Here is an 11,943-nt window from a genome sequence, read left to right as displayed (position 1 = left end):
GCGATTGGGGCTGTAGTTCAATTGGTTAGAGCACCGCCCTGTCACGGCGGAAGTTGCGGGTTCGAGCCCCGTCAGCCCCGTACTCCTAAAACACTCTAGCTTAGTCGCTCTCCTGCAGCCTCATATCTCCAGACTGATCTGATTTCTGATGGAGACTGCTGCGCAACGCGGTCGGCCTGGGGTTTAAGCTTCGGCGGTGGGGCCACTCTAAAATGGGGCTTAGTCCAGGGGAAAAACCATGCAGTATCGCAGATTTGGGCGTACCGAGCTGTCTATGCCCGTGCTGAGCTGTGGTGGCATGCGCTATCAACACAGTTGGCAAGATACTCCTTGGTCAGGGATCCCAGCGGCAAGCCAGCAGAACCTGGAGGCGACGATTCGCCGGGCCTTGGAGGTGGGCATCAACCACATCGAAACTGCCCGCGGCTATGGCACTTCTGAAATGCAGTTGGGCCGCATTTTGCCGCTCTTTCCCCGGCAAGATCTAATTGTGCAGACGAAAATTGGCCCCAGCGCCGACCCGCAGCAGTTCCTGGCCAAGTTCGAGCAATCGATGAGCTACTTGAACCTCGACTACGTGGATCTGCTGGCCATCCACGGGTTGAACACCTGGGAAGACTTGGAACACAGCCTGCGTCCAGGGGGGTGCCTGGAGGTGTGTCAGCGCCTAGTACGGCAGGGACGGGTGCGTTTCGTTGGCTTCTCCACCCATGGGCCGACGGAGTTGATTGTGGAAGCCATACAGTCAGGGGGCTTTGATTACGTCAACCTGCACTGGTACTTTGTCAACCAAACCAACTGGCCCGCCATTGAGGCTGCCGCCCAGCAGGATATGGGGGTATTCATCATCAGTCCCTCAGACAAGGGGGGCAGGCTTTACGATCCGCCCGCCAAGCTGGTGCAGTTGTGCCAACCCCTCAGCCCGATGGTCTTCAACGACCTGTTCTGTCTGTCCCATCCCCAGGTTCACACCCTCAGCATTGGGGCGGCCCGACCCAGCGATTTTGATGAGCACCTGCAGGCGGTGGAGTTATTGGATCGGGCTGATGAGCTGTTGCCGCCGATCCTGGCCCGCCTAGAGCAAGCTTTGATCGAGCAGGTGGGGGAACACTACGCCAAAACTTGGCACCAGGGCCTGCCTCGCTACGACCAAACCCCCGGACAAGTGAATATCCCGTTCATTCTGCTGCTGCGCAATTTGGTCTTGGCCTATGACTTGGTGGACTATGCCAAGAGCCGTTACAACCTGTTGGGCAATGCCGGCAGTTGGCTCCCCGGCCAGCGGGCAGACAAAGTGGATGCCGAAGCCCTGCGACCTTATCTTATCCACAGCCCCCACCGCGACCGGATCCCGGCTTTGTTGCAAGAAGCCCATCGCCTGCTCTCTGGAGCTGAGGTGAAGCGCCTATCTCAGAGCTAGCTTGCTCAGGGATCCCCCCGTTTGACGGTCGAGATCCGGTGGAGAAGATGATATGGCAAGGTTTACTCTTTAACCGCAGGAAAAAAAGAGTTGTCAGCTCCCGCCAGCGGCTCCTTATCTCATTTGGGTAGCTCGTGTTAGAGTCTGAGCACATTAGCATCACGGGATCCCGCCCTTCCATGAGCTACTTGGTTATCGACACCGAGGGCAACCCCAACCTCAAAGAAATCGCCCTTATCGACAGCAGCGGCAAGCTTATTTACCATGCCTACACCCAAGAATACTCGCCCCACCACCCCCAGCCCAAGCCCCTGACCCAGATCGTTGCGGATCTACAGCGCTTGACACAAGGTAAAACCCTTGTTTTCCACCATGCAGATCACGACCTAAAAATCCTTAAACAAGCCTTTGACCAAGTTAACCAAGATTGGCTTCCTAACCCCATCTTCTGTACTTGGTCAGCCGCCAAGCAATGTTTTCCCAACCTCGCCGGTTACGGACTCGAGTACCTGAGCAAACATCTTGGGATCCAACTGGAGAGCGGCTACTTCAACTCCAAGTTAGCCCACGACGCCAGCTACGATGCCCTCTTTACCTATCACCTTTACCGCCACCTCACCCACGCTCAGCTCAAAGCCCAGAATGTTCCCAATCCTTTCGCCAACAGCAGAGTTGACAATCCCTTTCAGCATTATCCCGACGAGACCACCATCTATCAGCCTCAGTACCAGCAGCTCACTGCCACCCTACAGGAGATCCAACGGGATCCCAACCACCAGAGCCGAGGGGTTGTCTTACTGGGAGAACCTGGATCCGGCAAGACCCACCTGATCATGCGGGTGGCCCAAAACCTCCTGCGCTACAACCGTCTCCTGTTTATCCCTCAGCCCACCCATCCCGACAACATCTACCACCACATCTACAGCCACACCCTGGAATCCCTGCGCGAACGGGTAGATGCCCATCGCCACACCCAGCTCGACTACTTGATTGCCAAGAGCTTTGTGGAAATCTTGAAAACCTTCCCCCAAACCTCAAAAACTGAAGAGTTTCTCTCCCTTCTCACGGCGGATCCCCTCAACCTCTTTCATCGCCTGGGAGCAGAAGGCACCGAGCGTCGTCGTCAACAATGGCAAGCCATTGAAAAACAGGTTCTGCGCTGGTGGGCAGAGCAAAACTTCCTTACCGGTTCCACCGAAAACATTCTCAAGGGCATCATCAAATACTGCAGCTACAGGGATCCCAACCGCCGTCACCAGATCATCCGCTGGCTCAGCGGTACCGACCTGGATCCTGAAGAAACCAACTTGATTGGGTTGCCCCCTTGGAGTGCAGATCTGGATCGCAACACCTTTGCCCTAGAAGGGATGAAAGTCATCGGCAGGCTTTCGCTGCTCGACCAGCCCCTGATCATTGTCTTCGACCAATTGGAGGCTCTGGGCCGAGAGGAAAATCGAGATATCCTTCTCAACTTTGGCGATGCTCTAAAAGAGCTTTTTACCCGTATTCCCAACAGTCTGTTTATCCTCAATCTGTTCCCCGACCGTTGGCAACATTTCCAAACCCAATTTGACCGGGCTACCGTCGATCGCCTCTCCCAAACCGTCCTCTCCCTAGATCTCCCCTCTCTTCCCCAGCTTCAAGCCCTTCTCCAGAGCCGCCTGCCCTCAGGGATCCACCTCCAAGCTCTCTTCACCGCCGATGACCTCAGCGATATCCTCAGCCAACCCTCCATCCGCGCCATTCTCAACCGAGCCTCAGCCTACTACCGCCACTACATCAACGGGATCCCTCTCCCTCCCCAGGTGCAAGTTGTACCCACTGCCAGCAATCTAGCCGTCCGTGTCCAGCGGCTCGAAACTGAGCTGCAAACCCTCAAACAACTGCTCATCCCCCTTCTGCCTGCCCACGGCCCCTCCATCGTTCTATCTCCACCCCTTCGGGATCCCAGCCCATCTGCCGATCTTGTTGAGACGCTGGATCCCTATCTCCGCACCACTGAGGCTCAGCTCCGCGCCGCCTATCCCCAAGAGGCGATCATCGACAGCACAGCTGATATCGGCAAATTGCGCACCATCGTCAATGCCCTGCAAGGGATCCATCCTCTCCCCATGAGTGCCCTGAAGCTGGGCAAACACAAGCTTCCAGATCACCTCTATTTCCCCAGCAAAAAGCGGGTGATTGCCTTTATCCAAGTGGGTCCCAGCAGCATGTATGGACAGCTCAATAACTTCAACCAATTGGTGATTGCTCACCCTGAGCTTCAGTTTCTTTTGCTACGGGATGCCCGCCTTAAGCCTCCTTCCAAAAAGGCTACCGCCACCCAAGCGGCCTTGGCCGCCCTCAACAACAGCCCCAATGGCAAGTATGCTCTGCTCACCCAAGACGACCGCATCCATCTGGAGCTTATGCACAGGATGATCACCGACATCCAAAACCGCGACCTGGAAATCGACCTGACCCAAGCCGTTCGGTATTATCTTGACCACAGGGATCCCCCCCTTATTGCCTGGATCCTGGGCCGTGATTAAGCGCTCCAGATCCGTCGAAACCCCATGTTGTTCAAGGTCGGCTCCGCATCGGGATCCAGCACCGTAAAACCGGGATCCCACATTGTCCGGCCAAGCTTGTGACCTGATTCTTAAGGCTGCCGATCAACGGAGCCAATGGCAAGGGATTGACAGCGGAGCCAAAGTACCTCAAAGTTTCCGGCATAGTGGGCTTTGTCCGGCTCAAGCCCTCCCCTGATTACTCAGTATCGGAGCGGCGGGATTTGAACCCACGACCCCCACTACCCCAAAGTGGTGCGCTACCAAGCTGCGCTACGCCCCGACGCACTTACGGGTAGAAGCCCATGAAGTGCCTAGCTAGTCTAGCATCGGATCGCGGCCAGAGTTAACCCCAAGCTGCGGGATCCCGTGGAAAACATGCTAGCTTAGTTAAGCCGTTAAGAAATCGCACGCCTGAACCACCGGGTGTCCTTACAGCCCTTTCGCGGTTTGCTGCAACAGCTCCTGAGTTCCTTGCCAATGGGGGTAGAGCGCTCTGTGCAGGTAACCGGCGGGAAGGCCGTAACTGGGATCCGTTCGGGCGGAGGCTAACCCGTAGGAGAGGAAAAACTCATGAGCGTAGTCAGTTTGCCTCAACTGTTGGAGGCAGGGGTTCACTTCGGCCACAAGGCCAGCCGCTGGAACCCGAAAATGCGACCCTACATCTTTACCGAGCGGAACGGCATCCACATTATCGATTTGGTGCAGACGGCCCGCTATCTGAACGAAGCCTACGAGTATGTGCGGGATGCTGCTGACAGGGGTTGGCGCTTCCTGTTTGTGGGCACCAAACGGCAAGCTGCCGGGATCATCGCTCAAGAGGCTCGTCGCTGTGGCAGCTACTATGTCAACCAGCGCTGGTTGGGGGGTATGCTCACCAACTGGGCCACCATCAAAACCCGCATCGACCGCCTCAAAGAAATTGAGGAGATGGAGAGCAGTGGTCTTCTGGATCGCCTGCCCAAACAAGAGGCCAGCCGTCTGCGGCGAGAGTTGGCCAGGTTGGAAAAGTACTTAGGCGGCATTAAAACGATGCGCAAGCTCCCCGATGCGGTGATCATCGTCGATCAGCGGCGGGAGGCCAACGCCGTTCAGGAATGTATCAAGCTGAACATCCCGATCATCTCACTGCTGGACACCAACTGCGACCCCGATCTCAGCGATATCTTCATTCCCTCTAACGACGATGCCATTCGAGCGATTAAGCTGATTGTAGGCAAGTTGGCGGATGCCATCTACGAAGGGCGGCATGGGCAGCTCGACACCGTTGAGGAGGATGAGTACGACTACGAAGGGGCGATGGATCTGGACGACGACATTCTGGAAGACATGGAGGACGAAGAAGAAGGAGAAGCCGAGGAAGGCTAGACCGAAGGCAGGGATCCCGTGCAATCCGGGCACTTCCCTGCCTGTTCCCTATCCAGAGGCGTGTATTCTTGAAATCTAGGTTTACAATTCTATCGAAGCCCGCTCATTCTCACTCATATCCCGCCACATTCTTCCCGTTCTTTCATTCGAGGAGCCCTCATGAGCATTGATGCCAAACTGGTCAAAGAGCTGCGCGAAAAGACGGGCGCAGGCATGATGGACTGCAAAAAAGCCCTGGAAGATTCCGGTGGCGATATGGAGAAAGCCATCACCTGGCTGCGACAGAAAGGGTTGGCAGGGGCAGCCAAAAAGGCCAGTCGCGTCGCGGCAGAGGGGGCAGTTGACAGCTACATCCACTTCGGCAATCGAATTGGGGTGTTGGTGGAAGTGAACTGCGAGACGGACTTCGTGGCCCGCAACGAAGATTTCAAGAAATTGGTGCAAGACATCGCCAAGCAGATTGCCGCCTGCCAAAACGTAGAATACGTCAGCGTTGACCAGATCCCTGCTGAAGTGGTGGAGCGGGAAAAAGCCATTGAAATGGGCAAAGAAGATCTGGCCAATAAGCCGGAGAACATACGCGAGAAGATCGTGCAAGGTCGCATCGAAAAGCGCCTGAAAGAGTTATCCCTGTTGGATCAACCCTTTATTAAAGATTCCTCGATCACGGTGGAGGAATTGGTCAAGCAGCACATTGCCAAACTGGGGGAAAACATTCGGGTGCGGCGGTTTGTGCGCTTTGTCCTGGGAGAGGGGATCGAGAAAGAAGAAGTGGATTTTGCTGCTGAGGTTGCCGCTCAAGCCGGTCTCAAGCCGGCAGAGGCCCCCAAAGTGGAAGAGACTCCACCCGCTCCTCCTGAAGAACCTGCCCCAGAACCGGCCCCTGCTGCCGAGAGCAAGCCGGCCAAAAAAGGCTCCGCCAAGAAAAAGAAATAGCCGGTCAAGGCTGAGCTGTAGGGCCATGTCGGCGGTGCAGAGGCGTTGAAACTGCGTTATGGAGAGTGTGGGCACCTCTATGTCGGCAGTTCTATAACCACTACGCTTGGGTATCCCTTGGGGGAAAGGCTAGGTTATGCATGCAAATGTTCTGATCCTCCCGCCTTGGCAGGGTTAACTCCAGCACGCTAAGGTAGCAGACGGCCTTTTTGGATCCCGGGCATGAGTTTTATCTTGCGCAATGCGTTAATTCCCACCGCCACCGGCTACGAAACCGCAGATGTGCGAATCGAGGGGGAACGGATTGCTGCCATAGGCAGAGGGTTACCCGCAACGGGCGCAGACAGCCTGGAACTGGATGCCAGTAACCAACTCTTGCTGCCGGGCTTTGTCAATGCCCACACCCATTCTTCCGAAATGTGGCAACGAGGGATCATACCGCCCTATCCGCTGGAGCTGTGGCTGGCACAACTGCACGAGTATGCGCCGCCGGATCCGGAAAAAATCTATCTCAGCGCGCTGGGGACGGCGGTGGAAACCCTGCTGACGGGGGGCACCTCGGTGGTGGATCATCTGGTGTTGATCCCAGGCCAAGAGTTGGCCACCATTGAGGCGGCGGTACGGGCCTACCGAGAAGTCGGGATCCGCGCCTTCGTGGGCCCCTTGATCCAGGATCAGGCTCTCTCTCGGGGGTTGCCCAGCAGCTCCTCTTGGGATCGGGAGCCGGAAACCTATCCCCTCTCCACAGCAGAGGTGCTGGCCATTGTGGAAGAGGCGGTGCAGCGCTTTCACCGGCCAGAAGAGGGCATTACCCTCATGGTGGCTCCCACAGGGATCCAACTGTGCTCAGACGAGCTGTTCAAGGGCTGTGCGGAGTTAAGCCAGAAGTATGACCTACCCCGCCACGCCCACCTGTTGGAAACCCGCGCCCAGCAGATGTTGGCCCAGGAAAAGTACGGCTGTAGTGCTGTGGAGCATCTGGAGCGCTTGGGCTACCTAGACCGGAAAACTTCCTTGGCCCACTGCGTCTGGCTCAGCGATGCCGATATCGAGATCTTGGCCCGCACCGGCTCTACGGTTGTTCACAACCCCTTGAGCAACCTGCGCCTGGGCAGCGGCATTGCCCCCATTTTGAACTATCGCCGGGCAGGGGTGAACGTGGCCTTTGGCTGCGATGGATCCGCCAGCAACGATTCGCAGGATTTGCTAGAGGCCATCAAAATCGGCACCATCCTTCACAACATCACGGATCCCGACTACCGCCACTGGATTTCTCCCCGCGAGAGCATCGAGATGGCAGCCCGAGGTGGGGCAATCGGCTTGGGCCTGGGGGATCAGATGGGATCCCTGGAAGTGGGCAAGCAAGCGGATCTGGTGCTGTACGATCTCACCCAACTGTCGCTGTTGCCCCGTACCGATCCCATTGGGCTGCTGGTGTTGGGTCGGCCCACCCAGGCAGTGCATAGCGTTTGGGTGCGAGGAAAACAGGTGGTGTCCAGCGGAGCCGTGACGACGGTGGATGTGGCCAAGCTGCGGCAGGATCTGTTTGCCCACAGCACCTGGGATCCCTCCCGCCGCTCCCAGCAGGTGGCACAGCTGGAGGCCCGCTACCGCCGCGTGATGGGTTTGCCGGCATAGCCATGGCAGGGATCCCTGCGGGTTCAGAGGTCGACTGGTCCAGAGCCACTGCGCAGGTGAAACGACAGGCCCTGGCCCTGGGTTTTGACAAAGTCGGCATTGCCAGCACAGAGGATCCCCCCGACTTGCGGGGTCTGCAAGCTTGGCTGGCTGCGGGCATGGCCGCCGACATGGCTTGGATGGCGGATCCTAGGCGAATGGATCCAAAGCAGGTGCTGCCGGGGGTGCAGTCGTTGGTCTGTGTGGCTTTGAATTACTACACCCCCATCCGCCACAGCCAGGATCCCGGCAAGGGCAAGATCTCCCGCTACGCCTGGGGTCGAGATTATCACCGCGTGTTGGGACGGCGGCTCAAACAACTCCACCTCTGGATGCAAGCCCAGTTCCCAAATCATACGGGTCGATTCTACGTGGATACCGGCCCGGTGGCGGAAAAGCCCTGGGCCATGCAGGCGGGCTTGGGTTGGATCGGCAAAAACAGCCTGTTGCTCACCCGCGAGTACGGCTCCTGGGTGTTTCTGGGAGTGATCCTGACCACCCTGCCGTTGCTCCCTGACCAGCCCCACACCGCTCACTGCGGCACCTGTACCCGCTGCCTAGAGGCTTGCCCCACGCAGGCCATCGTCAGCCCAGGGGTGGTGGATTCCCGCCGCTGCGTTGCCTACCACACTCTAGAAAGCCACGCCGAGCGGATCCCTGCCAAGATTGCCCAGAACCTGCACAACTGGGTGGCCGGCTGTGACATCTGCCAGGAGGTCTGCCCTTGGAACCAACGCTTTGCCCAACCCAGCCGGATCCCGGATTTTCAGCCTTACCCTTGGAACGTTGCCCCCGATCTCCAAGAACTGGCCCAGATGGAAGATGGGGAATTCGACCGGAAGTTTCCCGCCTCTGCCTTGCGCCGGCTCAAGGCCCGCCGACTGCGACGCAACGCCCAAGCAGCCCTAGAAGGCAATTCCAGCTCCGCAGCCCACAGCAACGATTTGGAAGCCCTCCCTACCTAATTGGGATACACTTTCCCAGCGGGATCTGGCACCGGAAAACGGTGGGGCTGTTGCCCCTGGGCCGGGGACGCAAGCTAACATACATGCCCTACCCCCTTTTTGAGACCCCAGTGCCGGGCCGCCATAGTTTCGCTCTCGTGGGAGAGGCATCCACGCCCCAGCAAGCCCACCGATTCCCCCTTTTCCTAGCCCCTAACCCTGCATGGATAACGGTTACGACGACTATTACCCCAGCTACCGGCAGACCAACAGCTACAATCTCCTGCAATCCGGGTGGAGACCTCTGCTCCGCCATTTCGATGTCGAGTATTTCTGGCAACTGGCCATGCAGGATCCCTGGGAATTGGCCGAGAAAATTCTGGATGTGTGCAGCGATATCGCCAACGCAGTGGGACGCAACGAATATAGCCCGCTGGCCAATTTGCTTAACCTGTTTTCAGAGAACACCCGTTACGAGATCGAGGAATTCTGGAACAGCATTACCCCACCCCCACCCGGCCCCGACTGCACCTTTCGAAGCTATCTTTCGACGGAAACTCCGCTGCGGCAGCAGGTGAGCCGCGACCAGATTCCCATTCATTACGTCTTGAATTGTCTGCAAGAAGTTATCGTTCTCAAAATCTTGGCGCATCTGGGGCGACCGGCACAGATCGTGCAAGTGTACATGGATCGCTACTTCTACTACCCGGTTGAGCATTTCAACGGCTGGGATCAAATCAGTAGTCCGGGCACCGTCTATGCCTTTTGGCCGGAGCATCAGATTTGGCTGCAAATCCAGACCACCTATCAAACCCGCCGTCGCTACACCCTGATTGGGGTAGATCTCAAGCCCTTGATCCGCAAGGTTACCTACAACCTGGCGGTGATGGTGAGCGGCTACCAAAGCCGAATTGGGCAAATCCAGAGCCCACATCCAATCAGTTCTTTTCCCGCCGAGATTCAAGCCTTCACCGATCAGGTTCAACAGCGAATTCTGCAGCAGGAGCGATTGGCGGTCTTGGTACACGGGATCCCAGGTACCGGTAAAACTGCCTGGACGCAAGCGGTGGCCCACGAGCTGCTGGTACCACTGGGCTATGTGGTGTTCATCTTGGATCATGAAGCCGTGCAAGAGTTCATTGCGCCTTCCTATCTGGAGCGGGTGTGCCTGATCATCAATGAGGCAGATAACCTCGCCCAAGACCGCGCCAGCGAGGTGGCCCAACGGAGCACCAAAACTGAGCGCATCCTCAGCCTGCTGGATGGCACCCTCCACCAAAGCGTGCTCGACGCAGAATACGCCGACTGTGAACAAAGGCTGGTGGTGCTGATGACTTGCAACACGACTGAACGTTTGGATCCGGCAGTTTTGCGCAAAGGGCGTGTGGACTTGGTGCAGGAGTTTACCTACCGCTTTGTTTGAGCTGGATCGGCATCCACCTGCTCTCTGAACATGGGACAAGAGCCACCGAGGCTGTTCTTCAATTAGTTCCCTAGGACTAGGTAGCCCGTAGCTGCACCGGCATGACCAAATAACAGAGCCGCATCGCCCCAAGGGGCTTCCAAATAGCTGGCTGAGTGGCACCGTTTAGCTCCAGGCTCACCTGCTGCGTATGAAACACCTTAAGGGCATCCAGCAGGTAACGCACATTGAAGGCCAGCTCCAGGTCAGGGCCGGACATTTGCACCGGCAAAGATTCCTCGCCACTGCCCACATCGGGCGCCTCGGTGCTGATGCGCAGGGTTTGGGCTGCGGCAGAAAGATTGAACTTGACGATGTCGTTTCTTTGGGCAGCAAGTACTCCCACCCGTTCCAGCGACTCAATCAAAGGCCGACGCTCCAGGGTTATCTGCCGCTCAAATTGCCTGGGAATCAGGCGGTTGTAGTCGGGATATTGGCCCTCCAAGAGACGGCTGGTGATCCGCTGTTGGCACTGCGTTTTGCTGGCGCGAGGAGGCAGCACAAACTGCACCTGGGATCGGTCAAACCGCAATTCCACCGTAGAGGCCGCGGTCTGGGTGCCGAGGATGCGCTCCACCTCTCGCAAAGTGCGAGCGGGAATGGTGAAATCCAACCCTATTTCCCCATGGGCCGAAGCAACCGGGATCCCTTCGGCCTCCACCTGCACCATCGCCAGACGATGCCCATCGGTGGCTGCAAACTCCAGGCAAGGGGGATCCCCTGGCAAGAGCTTGACATGCACTCCTGTGAGCACCTGCTTGGTCTCATCTCCAGAGGCCGCAAAAAGGGTTTGGCCGATCCCCTGCAACAGGCTCTCGATGGGCAGCTCCAGAGCCTGAGCTGTCGGGCTTTCCTCCCCCGCAAAATCGCCATCTGCGTCGGCGGCGGGAAGCGATATCTCCGGCAGGGTGGGGTACTCTTCAGCCGACAGGCTGCGCACTTGATACTGGCCGGCTGCCGACGTGAGGAGCACGGGGGCGTCATCTTGAGCCTGGCCGTTCGCGTTGGTGGCGCGGAGCGCCAGAGTCATCGGGCCGCTGGGCAGGCGGCTGACGATGTCGCTGAGCAGCTTTGCAGGCAGGGTGGTGCGACCGGATCCCTTGACCTGAGCCTCGAACTCGCTGCGAATGCACAAGTTCAAGTCAAAGGCGGTCAAAGCAACCCGCTGAGTTTCCGCGTCGGCCTCCACCAACACATTGGCCAAAACGGGCAGGGCGGGGCGGCTGGCCACAGCCCGTCCAACGGAAGTGAGGTGGTGGCTGAGATCGGCTTGCTCGCAGGTGAAGCTGAAACCCTCCGGAGACGAGTCCACGGCCCCGTCAAGGTATCCCTCCCCACGCTGAGGAGCTGCAGTCTTGCTGCTGCGCAACACTGCCGCAAATGACTCGGCCTCGAGTTCTCGATCCACAGGACGTTGAGCTTGCACCATGGGGGGCACTTGAGGGCTGCACACGCAGATCCTACACCGACTGCCCCGGTTGGATCCCTCCCCTTGCGGTCGAGTTTTGGAAAATTTGCCTCGCGCGTAGGACAGATCTGAAATTTCGATCCCTGCCTAATTTAATTTTTTGATCTAGTAGTAGTAGG

General features: G+C 57.6%; 8 protein-coding genes and 2 tRNA genes. 8 read left to right on the top strand and 2 right to left on the bottom strand.

Annotation, left to right across the window (positions count from 1 at the left end):
• The first annotated feature begins 6 nt into the window (after positions 1 to 6).
• From ACVWYZ_RS00630 to ACVWYZ_RS00620, 3 genes are all read left to right on the top strand, one after another.
• Positions 7 to 80 (top strand) — tRNA-Asp (locus tag ACVWYZ_RS00630).
• 158 nt (positions 81 to 238) lie between these two features.
• Positions 239 to 1,420, top strand: coding sequence for an aldo/keto reductase (locus tag ACVWYZ_RS00625; protein WP_457465475.1), 1,182 nt, complete (start codon positions 239 to 241; stop codon positions 1,418 to 1,420).
• Between the two features lie 134 nt (positions 1,421 to 1,554).
• Complete coding sequence (locus ACVWYZ_RS00620; protein WP_457465473.1) at positions 1,555 to 3,951, top strand: exonuclease domain-containing protein; 2,397 nt, start codon at positions 1,555 to 1,557, stop codon at positions 3,949 to 3,951.
• 227 nt (positions 3,952 to 4,178) lie between these two features.
• On the opposite strand, the gene ACVWYZ_RS00615 is transcribed toward ACVWYZ_RS00620, so the two are convergent.
• Positions 4,179 to 4,252, bottom strand: a tRNA-Pro gene (locus ACVWYZ_RS00615).
• A gap of 290 nt (positions 4,253 to 4,542) precedes the next feature.
• Here ACVWYZ_RS00615 and rpsB point away from each other — a divergent pair.
• The 5 genes from rpsB (at position 4,543) to ACVWYZ_RS00590 (ending at position 10,317) form a co-directional block, all read left to right on the top strand.
• Positions 4,543 to 5,337: a 30S ribosomal protein S2 gene (gene rpsB / locus ACVWYZ_RS00610; protein WP_011433146.1), complete on the top strand. Its 795-nt coding sequence runs from the start codon at positions 4,543 to 4,545 to the stop codon at positions 5,335 to 5,337.
• A 144-nt stretch (positions 5,338 to 5,481) separates the two neighbouring features.
• A complete protein-coding gene (tsf, locus tag ACVWYZ_RS00605) occupies positions 5,482 to 6,273 on the top strand; it encodes a translation elongation factor Ts (protein WP_457387299.1) in 792 nt (263 codons plus the stop codon).
• 222 nt (positions 6,274 to 6,495) lie between these two features.
• Positions 6,496 to 7,911, top strand: coding sequence for an amidohydrolase (locus tag ACVWYZ_RS00600; RefSeq protein ID WP_457465471.1), 1,416 nt, complete (start codon positions 6,496 to 6,498; stop codon positions 7,909 to 7,911).
• Between the two features lie 2 nt (positions 7,912 to 7,913).
• Positions 7,914 to 8,915, top strand: coding sequence for a tRNA epoxyqueuosine(34) reductase QueG (gene queG / locus ACVWYZ_RS00595; RefSeq protein WP_457465469.1), 1,002 nt, complete (start codon positions 7,914 to 7,916; stop codon positions 8,913 to 8,915).
• Positions 8,916 to 9,117: 202 nt separating this feature from the next.
• Positions 9,118 to 10,317 (top strand): AAA family ATPase, encoded by a 1,200-nt coding sequence (locus tag ACVWYZ_RS00590; RefSeq protein WP_414408708.1) that lies wholly within the window; start codon positions 9,118 to 9,120, stop codon positions 10,315 to 10,317.
• 76 nt (positions 10,318 to 10,393) lie between these two features.
• Here the strand turns inward: ACVWYZ_RS00590 and dnaN are convergent, their stop codons facing one another.
• On the bottom strand, positions 10,394 to 11,785 hold the full coding sequence (gene dnaN / locus ACVWYZ_RS00585; protein ID WP_457465467.1) for a DNA polymerase III subunit beta: 1,392 nt from the start codon (positions 11,783 to 11,785) through the stop codon (positions 10,394 to 10,396).
• Between the last annotated feature and the right edge of the window lie 158 nt (positions 11,786 to 11,943).

Source organism: Thermostichus sp. MS-CIW-37, assembly GCF_054060065.1.
The sequence above is the reverse complement of the archived record's forward strand: the minus strand, read 5'-3'. Positions and strand labels throughout refer to the sequence as shown.

Bases quoted from the DNA above. Each gene is read 5' to 3' on its own strand.
- ACVWYZ_RS00625 (WP_457465475.1), top strand. From the start codon at position 239: ATGCAGTATCGCAGATTTGGGCGTACCGAGCTGTCTATGCCCGTGCTG.
- rpsB (WP_011433146.1), top strand. From the start codon at position 4,543: ATGAGCGTAGTCAGTTTGCCTCAACTGTTGGAGGCAGGGGTTCACTTC.
- ACVWYZ_RS00600 (WP_457465471.1), top strand. From the start codon at position 6,496: ATGAGTTTTATCTTGCGCAATGCGTTAATTCCCACCGCCACCGGCTAC.
- queG (WP_457465469.1), top strand. From the start codon at position 7,914: ATGGCAGGGATCCCTGCGGGTTCAGAGGTCGACTGGTCCAGAGCCACT.
- ACVWYZ_RS00590 (WP_414408708.1), top strand. From the start codon at position 9,118: ATGGATAACGGTTACGACGACTATTACCCCAGCTACCGGCAGACCAAC.
- dnaN (WP_457465467.1), bottom strand. From the start codon at position 11,785: ATGGTGCAAGCTCAACGTCCTGTGGATCGAGAACTCGAGGCCGAGTCA.